Source organism: Pseudomonas sp. TH37 (assembly GCF_016650735.1).
Classification (GTDB): Bacteria; Pseudomonadota; Gammaproteobacteria; order Pseudomonadales; family Pseudomonadaceae; genus Aquipseudomonas; species Aquipseudomonas farris.
Genome location: NZ_JAEKFD010000015.1, coordinates 1 through 14016 on the forward strand (window position 1 = coordinate 1; position 14016 = coordinate 14016).

Below are 14016 nucleotides of genomic sequence, written 5' to 3' on the forward strand. Positions count from 1 at the left end.
TCTGCCTTACCAACTCCTTCTGGCTTCGATGAACTGAAGCGTAACCGCTGTCGAAAACTGCGTAACTCTTTGTTTACCAAGGAGTTTTCCGTTTCGACTGCGCCGGAAGTGGGGCGAATTATAGACTTCCAGAATCTGCCGTCAACCCCTGATTTGGTTTTTCTATCAGGATGTTCAAAATCCCTGCTTATATATAGACGCGCCCGCAACGAATGCGCAGTATATTGCCCAACACATAAAACAATACTCTCGCTTGCTACTTCGGACGATGCCACGCAATGAATGACCACCCCCGCAGCCTCGCCTCGACCCTGTTCTCGGTTGGCCTGCTCTTGATAGCCATGGCATCGATCCAGTCCGGAGCTTCCCTGGCCAAAAGCATGTTCCCGGTTGTTGGTGCTCAAGGAACGACCACCCTGCGACTGATCTTTGCCAGTGTGATCATGCTGCTGCTATTGCGCCCATGGCGAGCGAAGCTCACCGCGAAATCCCTGCGCACCGTTATCGTCTACGGGATGGCGTTGGGCGGCATGAACTTCCTCTTCTATATGTCCTTGCGCACTGTCCCTCTGGGTATCGCTGTAGCCCTGGAGTTCACTGGCCCATTGGCTGTCGCTATTTATGCCTCACGTCGAGCGATCGATTTTCTGTGGATCGCTCTGGCAGCCCTGGGTTTACTGCTATTGATTCCAATAGGCGCCACGAGCGCGGGCATCGATCTGGTCGGCGCAGGTTATGCCCTGGGTGCTGGTGTCTGCTGGGCGCTATACATTCTGTTCGGTCAGAAGGCCGGTGCTGATAATGGGGTGCAGACCGCAGCATTGGGCGTGATGATTGCCGCCCTGTTCGTAGCGCCCATCGGCATTGTCCACGCTGGCGCCGCGTTACTGACACCCTCGTTGATTCCCGTGGCCATCGGGGTCGCCATTTTGTCCACCGCCCTGCCTTACACCTTGGAGATGGTCGCCCTCACACGGATTCCAACCCGGACCTTCGGTACGTTGATGAGCATCGAACCTGCCATCGGCGCTCTGTCCGGCCTGTTGTTCCTCCAGGAATACCTTTCCCTGTCACAGTGGATGGCTATCCTGTGCATCATTCTGGCTTCCGTCGGCGCGACCATGACCATGGGGAGTACCGCCAAGCCTGTGATCGCAGCAGATTGAAACAAGATTGACGAAGGTATGGTATTTACCGCTCAATTAGGCCATGTTTAGGCTACGTAACTCAGTGTCAGACATGGATTTTTTCAGATAGGGATATCAGAACGCTTCAAGCAAAAGCGAATACAGGCAGACCCAGGCACAGATCCGGGGCCGCTATTAAGGACAGCAATGAAACGAATTTTGATACTGATCGCCGTACTTGCAATTGCGGGCTGCGCCGCGACCTCGAAACCCCAGATGAAACATGGCAAGAGAGGACTGCATATCAACTGTTCCGGGCTCTCGTCCTCGTGGGACAAGTGCTACACCAGCGCCGCCAATTCGTGCGCGCCCAAGGGTTACAAAGTCATCGCCAAGTCAGGGGATGCGGTGGAAGAGCCCGGTGACTATCCGTTCGGCCTCAACCCTGCCGGCTATACCAGCCGCAGCATGATCGTCATCTGCAAGTAACCCTCCCTTTCTATCGGGCTTGCGTAGCCCGATAGTCGCTTCGCCCCGATGCTGCTAACGTTCTTCAGTCAATGACCGTTCAGCAAAGGGCGATATCCATGACTAACAAGAAAATCGTATTGGTCGTCGGCGCAGGCGATGCCACCGGCGGCGCCATCGCCAAACGTTTTGCCCGTGAAGGCTATGTCGCCTGCGTCACACGTCGCAGCGCAGACAAACTCCAGCCACTGGTAGAGTCCATCACAGCCAGTGGCGGCGAGGCTCACGGTTTTGCCTGCGATGCGCGTAATGAAGAGGATGTGATAGCGCTCATCGAGCAGATCGAAACCGAGATCGGCCCCATCGAAGCGTTCGTCTTCAATATCGGCGCCAATGTGCCGTGCAGCATCCTCGATGAAACCGCCCGCAAGTATTTCAAGATCTGGGAAATGGCCTGCTTCTCAGGGTTTCTCAACGCCCGTGAAGTGGCCAAGCGTATGGTCACCCGCCAACGCGGTACGATCCTGTTCACTGGCGCCACTGCTGGCTTGCGCGGCGCCGCAGGTTTCGCCGCCTTCGCCGGGGCCAAGCACGGGATTCGCGCCTTGGCGCAAAGCATGGCCCGCGAACTGGGACCGATGAACATCCATGTCGCCCACGTCGTAGTGGATGGCGCCATCGACACCGACTTTATACGCGACAACTTTCCGGAAAAATACGCGACCAAGGATCAGGACGGCATCCTCAATCCCGAGCACATCGCCGACAACTATTGGTACCTGCACAGCCAGCCACGGGACGCCTGGACCTTCGAGCTGGATCTGCGCCCCTGGAACGAACGCTGGTAAGCCCTCCCTTACAACAATAAGAAGAGCACATCGACCATGAGCAAAACCGTGGAGTTCTTTTTCGACCTCGGCAGCCCTGCGACTTACCTGGCCTATACCCAACTGCCGAAGATCTGCAAACAGACCGATAGTCAGCTGATCTACAGACCGATGCTGCTGGGTGGCGTCTTCAAAGCTACCGGCAATGCTTCCCCCATCACCGTACCGGCCAAGGGTCGCTACATGTTTCAGGACCTGGACCGCTATGCCAAACGCTATGGCGTACCGCTGAAGTTCAACCCGAACTTCCCGATCAATACCCTGATGCTGATGCGCGCTGTCACAGGTATGCAACTGCGCCATCCCGAACGCTTTCAGGCGTTTATCGATTGCCTGTTTCATGCCCTTTGGGTTGAAGGATGCAGTCTCGATGATCCAGCGACTGTTGCCGCCGTGCTGACGCAAAACGGTTTTGATCCGAATGAAGTGCTGGCGCTGACCGCCGATGAGGACGTCAAAGCCGCCCTCAAGGAAAACACCGAAGAAGCGGTGCAACGTGGCGTATTCGGTGCACCGAGCATGTTTGTCGGTGATCAGCTGTTCTTCGGCCAGGATCGGCTGGACTTCGTCCTTGAAGCCCTGCGTGCGCAATAGCCAGCGCCTGCCTATGACCGGAGCCAGGCGCTGGAAACAGCGCCTGGACTCAAACCGCTCAAATAGCCGCGGTTCGGGTGTTCAACCATTCGAGGGCCGCACCGTCGAGCAACGGGCTCAAGCGTTCACGCACCTCGGCGTGATAACCGTTGAACCACTGCTTCTCATCTTCGGTCAGCAGCGATGGTTCAAGGCAACGGGTGTCGATCGGGCACAGGGTCAGGGTTTCGAATTTCAGGAACTCACCAAATTCGCTCTTGCCTGCTTCACGATTCAATACCAGGTTCTCGATCCGCACACCCCAGCGACCCGGACGGTAAGTGCCCGGTTCGATGGACGTGATCATGCCCGGCTGCATCGCGGTTTGCGGTGCCGCCGCGGCCTGATAGGCGATGACTTGCGGGCCTTCGTGAACATTGAGGAAATAGCCGACGCCGTGACCGGTGCCGTGGCCGTAGTCAACGCTTTCGGCCCAGATCGGTGCGCGGGCAATAGCATCCAGCAACGGCGACAGAATGCCTCGTGGGAACTGTGCACGGGAGAGTGCAATCACGCCTTTGAGCACTCGGGTGCAATCGCGCTTCTGCTCGTCGGTCGGCGTACCCACCGGCACCATTCGGGTGATGTCGGTGGTACCGCCCAGGTATTGACCGCCGGAGTCGATCAGCAACAGGCCGTCACCCTCGATCACCGCGTGTTCTTCTTCGGTGGCGTGGTAATGCGGCATCGCACCATTGGCGTTAAACGCGGCAATGGTGTTGAAGCTCAGCGACACATAATCCGGGCGGCGGGTACGCGCCGCGGTCAGGTGTTCGTCGATGGTCAGTTCGGTGATGCGCTCACGCCCCAAGGCCGCTTCCAGCCAGGCGAAAAATTCGCAGAGTGCCGCGCCGTCCTGCTCCATGGCCCGACGAATGTGCTCGGCATCGGCCAGGCTTTTCTGCGACTTGGCCAGGGTGGTCGGGTTCAGACCTTCGAGCAGTTTCACGCCGCTGTTCAGGTTATCCAGCAGACCGGCCGTGACCCGCGCCGGATCGACTTGCAGGCTCTCGCCGCTCGGCACAGCGCGCAAGGCGGAGGTTACTTCGCTGTAATCGCGCAGGGTCACGCCGTCCTGTTCGAGAATGGCCCGCAGCTCGGCGCTCACTTTGCTCAGGGCGACGAACAAGGTGGCCTGCTGCTGGCTGATCAGGGCGAAGGACACGAACACCGGGTTGAACGACACATCGCCGCCGCGCAGGTTGAACAGCCAGGCGATGTCATCGAGGGTGGCGATGAAGTGCCAGTCGGCACCGCGCTCTTTCAGCCCCTCACGCAGTTTGGCGAGTTTTTCGCCACGGCTGACCGTCGCCTGAGGCGGCAAGTGTTGGTAGATCGGCTCGTTCGGCAGACTCGGACGGTCACTCCAAACTTCGCTCAGCAGATCGATGTCGGTGCGCAGACGTGCGCCGCGTTCTTCGAGTTTGCTGCTCAAAGTACGCGCGGAGGCCACGGCCATCACCGCGCCATCGACTGCGACGACACCGCCTTCAGGGGTTTGCTCGGCCAGCCAATCGAGCGGGCCGGGTTGACCCGGTTGCAGCTTGACCAGTTCGATGCCGCTGCCCTTGAGCTCCTTGCTCGCTTGTTCCCAATAGCGGCTGTCGGCCCAGACACCGGCAAAATCCGGCGTGACGATCAGCGTGCCCACCGAGCCATGAAAACCTGACAGCCACTGCCGTCCCTGCCAATAGCCCGGCAGGTATTCCGACAGATGCGGGTCCGCTGACGGCACCAGCAGAGCATGAATGCCCTCCCGGCTCATCAGCTCGCGGGTTTGCGCCAGGCGCTGGGGTACCAATCCATTGGTCAAAGGCTGTGTACTCATCGTGTCTCCTGCTAACCACTCATCATTATTATTCGGTGCCGATCGGAGTCGGCGCTTAAGGACCTGTCGCCCAGAATGCCGGAGCACTGGCGCAAGTTGCTTTAATCAGGTGTACCGCTTGATCAATATCCTGTTCGGTGGTGAAACGCCCCAGGCTCAAGCGAATGGTGCGACTGGCCGAGCGTGCGTCATGCCCCAGGGCCAGCAGCACATGGGACGGCGCATTGCTGGCGGAATTACAGGCCGAGGTCGCGGAAAACGCGATCGAGGCGCTCAACGCCGCGGAACTGAACTCACCTTCGTTGAAAGTCAGGCTCAGGGTATGGGGAATGCGCTGGGTAGGGCTGCCATTGAGGCGCACGCCAGGAATGCTCAGCAGCGGCTCGAGCAAGCGCTCACGCAGACGCGCGATGGTGGCTTTTTCTTCATCAAACAATTGCGCCGCCAACGCGAAGGCCACTCCCATTGCGGCAATCTGGTGCGTCGCCAGCGTGCCGGAACGCAACCCGCCCTCGTGACCGCCGCCGTGGATCTGTGCCTGCAGACGCTGCTGCGCACGAGGACCGACATACAGCGCGCCGATGCCTTTGGGACCGTAGACCTTGTGCGCCGAGAACGACATCAAATCTACCGACCACCGGGCCAGATCGATCGCCACTTTGCCCGCGCCCTGGGCCGCATCGACATGGAACAACGCATCGCGATCACGCACCACCTGGCCGATGGCCGGGATGTCGTTGATGGTGCCCAGTTCGTTATTGACCAGCATCAATGACACCAGAAAGGTGTCCTCACGCATCGCTTCGCTGACCGCTTGTGGAGTAATCAGGCCTTCGGCATCGGGCACCAGATACGTCACCGCAACGCCTGCGTCCTGCAACTGTTTTGCAGTGTCGAGAATCGCTTTGTGTTCGATCTGGCTGGTGATGATGTGGCCACCGGATACACCGCGGGCCTGGGCCACTCCCTTGAGGGCAAGGTTGTTGGATTCGGTGGCGCCGGAGGTCCAGACGATCTGCTCCGCCTGGGCGCCCACCAATTCGGCGACCTGGCGCCGTGCTTGCTCAACCGATTGCCGGGCCTGTTGGCCGAAGGCGTGGGAACTGGACGCTGGATTGCCGAAGTTACCTGTGAAACCCAGACACTCGACCATGACCTTGATGACCCGCTCATCCACCGGCGTGGTGGCGGCGTAGTCGAAATACAACGGACGTTTATTCATAAAAGACTCGCAGAGCGTGTTCCGGGATCAGGAAGCTCGTCACTGGAAGTTTCAAAGCGCCGCCTCATGAGCGACGCCGAACTTTCAGAACGACAGCAATACCTGATCGGAGGCCATTAAAGAAGAACAACTTCATTTAAAAGTGCGTAGGAACGCTCCTGAAGTCGAGCTTAACAGGCATCTGGCCACCGGATGAAGCAATGCGTCAGCTAAAACTTTCGAGCAATAACGGATACATCGAAGCCACCAACAATAAGGCCATACCCCAGTTGAACAGCCGCAACCAGCGGCGATCGCGCAGCACATTGCGCAACAGCGTGCCGCAACCGGCCCACACCCCGACGCTTGGCAGGTTGATCAAGGCGAAGACCGCGGCAATCACAATCACATTGGTGAAATAGCCCTGCATCGGCGTGTAGGTGCTGATGGCACCGATGGCCATGATCCAGGCCTTGGGGTTGACCCATTGAAACGCTGCCGCCCCCAAATAACTGATCGGCCTGCCCTCGCCCTGTTCACCCTCGGCTACCGGCCCGGAATGAGCAATCTTCCACGCCAGGTACAGCAAATACGCCGCGCCGACATAGCGCAACACGGTGTAAAGCATTGGATAGGTTTGAAACACCGTGCCCAGGCCGAAACCGACAGCGACCACCAGGACGAAGAAGCCACAAGTGATGCCCAGCATGTGGGGAATGGTGCGCTAAAAGCCGAAATTCACGCCAGAGGCCAGCAACATGGTGTTGTTCGGGCCGGGGGTGATCGAAGTGACAAGGGCAAACAGGGCAAAGCCCAGCAGCAGGTCGAGCGAGAGTGTCATGGGTGGCAGTCCATCAGGGTCAGTCAGGTATTGACCCTATCGCACGCCTTGAGGGAAACCCATGGACAGTTGCGTGAAAGTTCGAGCAGTACAGTCGTCGCTCAGCTTGGGCGACCGTGCAGCTGTATTGCGCGTTCGGCGTTCATCTCGCCTTGTTTGTCGAAACTGAACGATTTTGCCGGCTGGCCGAGCAATTCGGCTTTCTTCGCATGGTACTCGTCAAAGGACAAGCCACGACGATTCAGGGCCTCCAGCGCCAGTTCCCGGGTTTCTTCAGCGGTGTAGGGCCGCAATTCCGGTGAAACATGGCTGGCACATCCGGCGAGAACGGAGATGGCGAACAACAAGAAAGTGGCGAATAGAGATTTCATTTCGGGCGTCCGGATATCTGTGTTTGGGGCAATGAACACAGGCTACCCGTGCCGCTCGAAGGGTAGAAATCAACGCTCTCGATAGTCGCTATCGACTTTGGTAAACGCGGCTCCGATTGTCGACCTCATATCTCCAAACGATCTATAAATATTAATTTAAGGTCTTTTACGGAATAACAGAGAGCCTTTATAAACAACTCCATCGCCTCACGCACTGTTGCCCACGCAACTGTTTGCCTGGCAACACTCAATCAACAAACACCCGGTCAAATCGAACAGCGCCTACCAACAACCGCGCTGAAAGCCACGGAAAACGGGGCTCCCAAGGATTGGTACAGCTCTTGCTCAACTCCGGTGACTTATCACTGCTCGCTGAGCAACTGTTTAAAAAAGGAACTGATCATGTCGCATCCATTGAAAGTCGTTGCCCTCTCCGGCGGTACCTGGCGTCCGTCTCGCACTTTGGTGTTGACCCAGGCGCTGTTGGCCGAACTGGCCGAGCAGTTGCCGATTGAAAGCAAGCTGATCGAACTGGGCGATATCGCCCGACCACTGGGCGCCGCGCTGTCGCGTCAGGAACTGAGCGCCGACATCGAAGCCGAGCTGCAAGTGATCGAAAGCGCCGACTTGCTGATCGTCGCCGCGCCGGTTTATCGCGGCTCCTACCCAGGCCTGCTCAAGCACCTGTTCGACCTGATCGACCTCAACGCGCTGATCGACACGCCGGTGCTGCTGGCGGCCACCGGTGGCAGCGAACGTCACGCGCTGGTGCTCGATCATCAGTTGCGACCTCTGTTCAGTTTCTTCCAGGCCTTGACCTTGCCGATTGGCGTGTACGCCACCGAAGCCGATTTCTCCAATTATCAAATAACCAGTGAGCCCTTGAAGGCCCGCATTCGTCTTGCTGCAGAACGCGCGGCGCCGTTGTTCGGCGTGCACCCCAAAAATCTGCTGAAAATCGCTTAAGGATCTCTTCATGGATGTTTTCTGGTTTCTGCCGACCCACGGCGACGGCCATTATCTGGGCACCACTCAGGGCGCGCGCCCGGTGACGCTCAACTATTTGAAACAAGTCGCCCAGGCTGCCGACAGTCTCGGTTACCACGGCGTGCTGATTCCCACTGGGCGTTCCTGCGAGGATTCGTGGGTGATTGCCTCGGCCCTGGTGCCACTGACCGAACACCTGCGGTATCTGGTGGCGATTCGTCCAGGGATTATTTCGCCGACGGTCTCGGCACGGATGGCCGCGACGTTGGATCGACTGTCTGGCGGCCGCTTGCTGATCAATGTGGTGACCGGCGGCGACCCGGATGAAAACCGTGGCGACGGCAGTTTTCTCGATCACAGCGAACGCTACGAAGTCACCGACGAATTCCTGAAGATCTGGCGGCGCGTGCTGCAAGGCGAATCGGTGGATTTCGAAGGCAAACACCTGCGAGTGCAGAACGCCAAAGCACTGTATCCACCGGTGCAGAAACCTTATCCGCCGCTGTATTTCGGTGGCTCGTCCGAGGCCGCTCATGACCTGGCTGCCGAGCAGGTCGACGTTTACCTGACGTGGGGCGAACCGCCTGCCGCCGTGGCTGAAAAACTCGCCGATGTTCGAGAGCGCGCGGCGCGAAACGGTCGTGCGGTGAAGTTTGGGATTCGCCTGCATGTGATCGTGCGCGAGACGGCCGAAGAAGCCTGGAAAGCGGCGGACAAACTCATCGAGCACATCAGCGACGAGACCATTGCTGCCGCGCAAAAGTCGTTCTCGCGATTTGACTCCGAAGGCCAACGACGCATGGCCGCGCTGCATGATGGACGCCGCGACAACCTGGAAATCTCCCCCAATCTCTGGGCCGGCGTCGGTCTGGTGCGCGGCGGAGCAGGGACTGCGCTGGTGGGTGATCCACAGCAAGTCGCCGCTCGGATCAAGGAGTACGCGGACTTGGGGATCGAGAGTTTCATCTTCTCCGGCTACCCGCATCTCGAAGAGGCTTATCGCTTTGCCGAATTGGTGTTCCCGCTGCTGCCCGAGCCGTATGCCAGCCTGGCCGGACGTGGCGTCACCAACCTCACCGGGCCGTTTGGCGAAATGATTGCCAATGATGTGCTGCCGGCTAAAGCCACGGCCTGAAAACCGCTCTCCTGTGGATCCGCGAATTTGTGGCGAAGGGGCTTGCCCCCGTTGGACTGCGTAGCGGCCCTGAAATCAGCGAAGGCGCATTTTCATACAGACCGCGCCGCCCGGTTTTACGACTGCTGCGCAGCCGAACGGGGGCAAGCCCCCTCGCCACAGGGTCAGTGTTATTCAGAAAGCCATGTGTTGTTTTCCAGGTTTTTCAATGAGGACCCCCGCGTGACTGCCAAGCCGCTAAGCGCCCTGTTGGCCCCCTTGCAGACCGCCCGCCAACTGGCCGCCGAGTTTGCCCTGACCGCTGTCGAGCGCGATGAACGCGGTGGTACGCCGAAAGCCGAACGTGATGCCTTGCGCCACAGCGGCCTGCTCGCTTTAAGCATTCCCGTACAGTACGGCGGCCTCGGCGCCAGCTGGAGCGAAACCCTGAACATCGTGCGCGAGTTCGCCAAGGTCGACAGTTCGATCGCTCACGTCTTCGGCTTTCATCACCTGATGCTCGCCACCGTGCGCCTGTTCGCCCGGCCCGAACAATGGCAACCGTGGTTTGAACAGACCGCGCGCAAGAACTGGTTCTGGGGCAACGCCCTCAACCCGCTGGACACCCGCACCGTGGTGAAAAACCTCGGAGGCTGGCGCGAGTTTTCCGGCAAGAAAAGCTTCTGCTCCGGCGCCAGCGACTCGGAAATGCTGATCGCCTCGGCCGTCGATGAAAGTGCCGGCGGCAAGCTGTTGATCGCCGCGATTCCCAGCGGGCGCAGCGGAATCACTTTGCACAACGACTGGAACAACATGGGTCAGCGCCAGACCGACAGCGGCAGCGCCACGTTTGAACGGGTGCGGGTTGAAGAGTCGGAGCTTCTACTCGACCCCGGTCCGTTGAGCACGCCGTTCGCCTGCCTGCGCCCCTTGATTGCTCAGCTCACATTCACCCATATGTTCCTCGGCATTGCCGAAGGCGCTTTCGAAGAGGCGCGGCAATACACCCTCACCGAAACCCGTCCATGGCATAAATCCAGTGCTCTGGATGTGCGGCAGGATCCTTACGTGCTCGGCCATTACGGCGAATTCTGGGTGGCACTGGAAGGTGTTCGATTGCTGGTGCAACGCGCCGCCGAGTTGCTCGACAAAGCCTGGGCCAAAGGGCCGACTCTGAGCGCCGAGGAACGCGGACATCTGGCCACCGCCATCGCCACCGCCAAGGTCGCAGCGACACGCAATGGCCTGGAGCTGTGTAGCCGTTTGTTCGAAGTGACCGGCGCCCGCTCGACTCACGCCTCACTGCGGCTGGACCGCCACTGGCGCAACTTGCGCACGCAAACCCTGCACGATCCGGTGGATTACAAACTCCATGAACTGGGTGACTGGGCGCTGAACCAGTCCCTGCCGATCCCGACCTTCTATTCATAGCCTTCCACTCATGGAGCCTGTCCCATGCAACTGCTGACCTTACCGCCCTCGCCCGCGTTAGCCACCTCGATTCGCGCCACGGCACAGGTGTTCGAAGACCCGAAATCCCAAGCCCTGCTGGCGCACCTGCAGCAGGTCGCGCCAAGTGAAGCCAGCGTGCTGATCATCGGCGAAACCGGCACCGGCAAGGAGCTGGTGGCGCGGCACATCCACAACCTCAGCGCCCGGCGCAACCGGCCGTTCGTGGCGGTGAACTGCGGCGCATTCTCCGAATCGCTAGTGGAGGCCGAGTTGTTCGGCCATGAAAAAGGTGCTTTCACCGGCGCGTTGAGTGCCAAGACCGGCTGGTTCGAAGAGGCCGATGGCGGCACCTTGTTCCTCGACGAAATCGGCGATTTGCCAATGGCGATTCAGGTGAAATTGCTGCGGGTGTTGCAGGAGCGCGAAGTGGTGCGCCTGGGTTCGCGCAAGAGCACTCCCATCGATGTGCGCGTGCTGGCAGCGACCAACGTGCAACTGGAAAAAGCCATCAACGCCGGGCACTTTCGCGAGGACCTGTATTACCGCCTCGACGTGGTCAGCCTGGAACTGAGCCCGTTGCGCGAGCGTCCCGGCGACATCCTGCCGCTGACCCGGCATTTCGTCGAAGCCTACAGCCAGCGTTTGGGTTACGGCAGCATCACCATCAGCAAGGAGGCCGAACACAAACTGCGCAGTTACAGTTGGCCGGGCAACATCCGTGAACTGGAAAACGTCATTCACCACACGCTGTTGATCTGCCGCAATGGTGTGATCGAGCGCGATGACTTGCGCCTGTCGAACATGCGCATCGAGCGTCAGGACGACCACCACGCCAACGTCGACGACTCACCGGAAGCCTTGCTCGATCGGGTCTTTCAAAAGCTCTTCGAGGAACAGGCCGGTGCGCTGCACGAGAAAGTCGAAGATGCGTTGTTGCGGGCAGCCTATCGCTTCAGCCACTACAACCAGGTGCACACCGCTGCCCTGCTGGGGTTGAGCCGCAACGTAACCCGAACCCGGCTGATCAAGATCGGCGAACTGGCGGTGAATAAACGCCGACCCACGCAGAACGTACAGGGTGAGCGTTTGATGCAGTTGTCGATCTAGCCGATCAGCGTGCAGTGCAACGCGTTGTCGTGACTAAGCGCCAGGCTATGCAGCACCTGAAATGAGCCGAAGGTCACGGTTTTCGCCCGATGGGCGAGAATCAGCTGCCAGAAATTCTGCTCACCGCTTTCAAAGCTCTGAAAGGCAGCTTCCCCGGCTTCGCGGGATTGCCATTGCAGGTAATTGAGCACTCGCCGGCCATCGTCGCTGGCCTGGATGTTGGCACTCAAAAAACCTGGGTAGCCTTCGGCCAGACGTTCAGTGTGCGCCGACAGTGCCGACACCAGCGCGGCTTGCTGACGGGGCTCGATCTCGAATTCGATCAGTTGGGTGAAGCTGCGATTCTTCTCTGGCGCGTGCATGAATAGTCCCCACTCACTGTAAGCCGGATCTTGCGATCCGAAGGCCTGCAGGGTAAAACCTCGAGTTAACTAGAGGTCAAGGGGCATTTTTTAAATGATCACCTCGCAAAACCTGCATAAAGAACTGACCGTCGGCCAAGTGGCCGCCCGCAGTGGTGTGGCGGTCACGGCGCTGCACTTCTATGAGTCCAAAGGCCTGATCAAAAGCAATCGAAATCAGGGCAACCAGCGGCGTTATCCGCGGGAAGTGTTGCGCCGGGTGGCGCTGATCAAAGTGGCTCAGCGTTTGGGGATTCCGTTGGCGGAGATTGGCGAGGCCCTGAAGTCCCTGCCGGATAACCGTGCACCGACGGCGGCGGACTGGAAAGTGTTGTCGGCGCAGTGGAGCCGGGATCTGGATGAGCGGATCAATCAGCTGACCCTGCTGCGGGACAAGCTCAATGGGTGCATCGGGTGTGGATGTTTGTCCATGGAGGCGTGTCCGCTGCGTAACTTTGGTGATGTGCTGGGTGAGCAAGGGCCGGGGGCGCAGCTGCTTGAATCGGGGGTTGATCGGAAATAGCGGTGCGGCCTTCGCGAGCAAGCCCGCTCCCACAGGAAATATCTATTGATTACAAAATTTGCATTCGACGCCGATCTAATGTGGGAGCGGGCTTGCTCGCGAAGGCGTCCTGTCAGTCGATGAGGATTTAGATGCACGATTGATAGCTGAACAGTGGCACTGCTGCTCGTCGGGCACTCGGTTGCGGGGAAGGGGCTGACCTATAGTTATTCGACCGGAAATTGGCGAAGGAACACCTTAACCCCACAACAAAAGGAGAACCGTCATGAGCGTAAAACCTATTCCAGAGGGTTATCACAGCATCACCCCTTATCTGGGCATTCAGAAAGCTGCCGAAGCCATCGAATTCTACAAGAAAGCCTTTGGCGCCACCGAAGTCATGCGTCTGGCCATGCCCGATGGCGGCATCGGTCACGCAGAACTGCGTATCGGCGACTGCCCGATCATGCTTGGCACGCCGTGTGACCAGGGACCATTGAGCAACCCGGACAAGTTGGCATCCGTGGGCCTGCATCTGTATGTGAACGATGTGGACAAGTCCTTTAAACAGGCAATCGATGCCGGTGCCACGCAGGTGTCCGAGGTCAAGGATCAGTTTTATGGCGACCGTTCGGGGACTTTGAAGGATCCCTACGGGCATTTGTGGTTTCTGGCCACGCGCAAGGAGGATTTGACTCAGGAACAGATCGAACAGCGGGCGAAGGAGATGTTTAAGCAGGGTTGAGGACTTCAGTGTCTGATCCTGCCTCATCGCGAGCAGGCTCGCTCCCACAGTGGATCGGTGTTGAACGCACATTATGTGTACGCCTCCGATCCCGTGTGGGAGCGAGCCTGCTCGCGATGGGGCCATTGCATTCAACTTCAATGTCGACTGTCAGGCCCCATTCACGATTAAACCTTCCCAAGACAGAAACACGAAACATTTACTTTCACATCCCCTTTCGGGATTTCCGATGCTCATACGTCTTATTTAGATGCAGTCGGCCGCGTAGGCAAAAGCCACGGCCGGACTTTTCATGGAGCGCAACGCTGGGAAGCCCACAGCAGCGCTCCTCTCATCGAAACAAGACCTTTAA

General features: G+C 58.7%; 15 protein-coding genes and 1 pseudogene. 11 read left to right on the plus strand and 5 right to left on the minus strand.

Annotation, left to right across the window (positions count from 1 at the left end):
• The 5 genes from JFU11_RS27980 to JFU11_RS26610 all read left to right on the plus strand — a co-directional run.
• The coding region (locus JFU11_RS27980; protein WP_207189101.1) for a hypothetical protein at positions 1-282 on the plus strand (282 nt) is incomplete at its 5' end.
• Positions 279-1166, plus strand: a complete 888-nt coding sequence (rhtA, locus tag JFU11_RS26595; protein WP_052967896.1) for a threonine/homoserine exporter RhtA — start codon at positions 279-281, stop codon at positions 1164-1166. The genes JFU11_RS27980 and rhtA, both read left to right, overlap by 4 nt.
• A 168-nt stretch (positions 1167-1334) precedes the next feature.
• Positions 1335-1616: a hypothetical protein gene (locus JFU11_RS26600; protein WP_123719017.1), complete on the plus strand. Its 282-nt coding sequence runs from the start codon at positions 1335-1337 to the stop codon at positions 1614-1616.
• 98 nt (positions 1617-1714) lie between these two features.
• Positions 1715-2443, plus strand: a complete 729-nt coding sequence (locus JFU11_RS26605; RefSeq protein WP_123719018.1) for an SDR family oxidoreductase — start codon at positions 1715-1717, stop codon at positions 2441-2443.
• 36 nt (positions 2444-2479) lie between these two features.
• Entirely contained in the window at positions 2480-3076 is a 597-nt protein-coding gene (locus tag JFU11_RS26610) for a 2-hydroxychromene-2-carboxylate isomerase (protein WP_123719019.1), read from the plus strand.
• 58 nt (positions 3077-3134) lie between these two features.
• Here the strand turns inward: JFU11_RS26610 and JFU11_RS26615 are convergent, their stop codons facing one another.
• The 4 genes and pseudogenes from JFU11_RS26615 to JFU11_RS26630 form a co-directional block, all read right to left on the minus strand.
• Entirely contained in the window at positions 3135-4943 is a 1809-nt protein-coding gene (locus JFU11_RS26615) for an aminopeptidase P family protein (protein ID WP_201062592.1), read from the minus strand.
• 55 nt (positions 4944-4998) lie between these two features.
• Positions 4999-6165 carry an aminotransferase class V-fold PLP-dependent enzyme gene (locus tag JFU11_RS26620; RefSeq protein WP_201062593.1) on the minus strand — a complete coding sequence of 389 codons (1167 nt, stop codon included), beginning with the start codon at positions 6163-6165 and terminating at the stop codon, positions 4999-5001.
• Between the two features lie 205 nt (positions 6166-6370).
• Positions 6371-6985, minus strand: a pseudogene (locus tag JFU11_RS26625) (LysE family translocator).
• 101 nt (positions 6986-7086) lie between these two features.
• The gene (locus JFU11_RS26630; protein WP_052967889.1) at positions 7087-7356 is read right to left on the minus strand and encodes a hypothetical protein; all 270 of its coding nucleotides are present in this window, start codon (positions 7354-7356) and stop codon (positions 7087-7089) included.
• A 402-nt stretch (positions 7357-7758) separates the two neighbouring features.
• Between JFU11_RS26630 and msuE the strand changes: the two genes are divergently transcribed.
• The 4 genes from msuE (at position 7759) to JFU11_RS26650 (ending at position 12016) form a co-directional block, all read left to right on the plus strand.
• The gene (gene msuE / locus JFU11_RS26635; protein WP_123719022.1) at positions 7759-8322 is read left to right on the plus strand and encodes an FMN reductase; all 564 of its coding nucleotides are present in this window, start codon (positions 7759-7761) and stop codon (positions 8320-8322) included.
• 10 nt (positions 8323-8332) lie between these two features.
• A complete protein-coding gene (gene ssuD / locus JFU11_RS26640; RefSeq protein WP_201062595.1) occupies positions 8333-9478 on the plus strand; it encodes an FMNH2-dependent alkanesulfonate monooxygenase in 1146 nt (381 codons plus the stop codon).
• Positions 9479-9700: 222 nt separating this feature from the next.
• Positions 9701-10888, plus strand: a complete 1188-nt coding sequence (locus JFU11_RS26645) for an acyl-CoA dehydrogenase family protein (protein ID WP_123719024.1) — start codon at positions 9701-9703, stop codon at positions 10886-10888.
• Positions 10889-10912: 24 nt separating this feature from the next.
• The gene (locus JFU11_RS26650; RefSeq protein WP_201062596.1) at positions 10913-12016 is read left to right on the plus strand and encodes a sigma-54 dependent transcriptional regulator; all 1104 of its coding nucleotides are present in this window, start codon (positions 10913-10915) and stop codon (positions 12014-12016) included.
• Here JFU11_RS26650 and JFU11_RS26655 read toward each other — a convergent pair.
• Positions 12013-12378 carry an antibiotic biosynthesis monooxygenase gene (locus JFU11_RS26655; protein ID WP_201062597.1) on the minus strand — a complete coding sequence of 122 codons (366 nt, stop codon included), beginning with the start codon at positions 12376-12378 and terminating at the stop codon, positions 12013-12015. The genes JFU11_RS26650 and JFU11_RS26655 overlap by 4 nt on opposite strands.
• A 94-nt stretch (positions 12379-12472) precedes the next feature.
• On the opposite strand from JFU11_RS26655, the gene soxR reads away from it, so the two are divergent.
• Positions 12473-12940, plus strand: a complete 468-nt coding sequence (gene soxR / locus JFU11_RS26660; protein WP_201062598.1) for a redox-sensitive transcriptional activator SoxR — start codon at positions 12473-12475, stop codon at positions 12938-12940.
• Between the two features lie 265 nt (positions 12941-13205).
• A complete protein-coding gene (locus JFU11_RS26665) occupies positions 13206-13664 on the plus strand; it encodes a VOC family protein (protein WP_123723243.1) in 459 nt (152 codons plus the stop codon).
• Positions 13665-14016: the final 352 nt, after the last annotated feature.

Bases quoted from the DNA above. Each gene is read 5' to 3' on its own strand.
- msuE (WP_123719022.1), top strand. From the start codon at position 7,759: ATGTCGCATCCATTGAAAGTCGTTGCCCTCTCCGGCGGTACCTGGCGT.
- JFU11_RS26650 (WP_201062596.1), top strand. From the start codon at position 10,913: ATGCAACTGCTGACCTTACCGCCCTCGCCCGCGTTAGCCACCTCGATT.
- JFU11_RS26615 (WP_201062592.1), bottom strand. From the start codon at position 4,943: ATGAGTACACAGCCTTTGACCAATGGATTGGTACCCCAGCGCCTGGCG.
- soxR (WP_201062598.1), top strand. From the start codon at position 12,473: ATGATCACCTCGCAAAACCTGCATAAAGAACTGACCGTCGGCCAAGTG.
- JFU11_RS26630 (WP_052967889.1), bottom strand. From the start codon at position 7,356: ATGAAATCTCTATTCGCCACTTTCTTGTTGTTCGCCATCTCCGTTCTC.
- JFU11_RS26655 (WP_201062597.1), bottom strand. From the start codon at position 12,378: ATGCACGCGCCAGAGAAGAATCGCAGCTTCACCCAACTGATCGAATTC.
- JFU11_RS26665 (WP_123723243.1), top strand. From the start codon at position 13,206: ATGAGCGTAAAACCTATTCCAGAGGGTTATCACAGCATCACCCCTTAT.
- rhtA (WP_052967896.1), top strand. From the start codon at position 279: ATGAATGACCACCCCCGCAGCCTCGCCTCGACCCTGTTCTCGGTTGGC.
- JFU11_RS26610 (WP_123719019.1), top strand. From the start codon at position 2,480: ATGAGCAAAACCGTGGAGTTCTTTTTCGACCTCGGCAGCCCTGCGACT.
- JFU11_RS26605 (WP_123719018.1), top strand. From the start codon at position 1,715: ATGACTAACAAGAAAATCGTATTGGTCGTCGGCGCAGGCGATGCCACC.
- ssuD (WP_201062595.1), top strand. From the start codon at position 8,333: ATGGATGTTTTCTGGTTTCTGCCGACCCACGGCGACGGCCATTATCTG.
- JFU11_RS26620 (WP_201062593.1), bottom strand. From the start codon at position 6,165: ATGAATAAACGTCCGTTGTATTTCGACTACGCCGCCACCACGCCGGTG.
- JFU11_RS26600 (WP_123719017.1), top strand. From the start codon at position 1,335: ATGAAACGAATTTTGATACTGATCGCCGTACTTGCAATTGCGGGCTGC.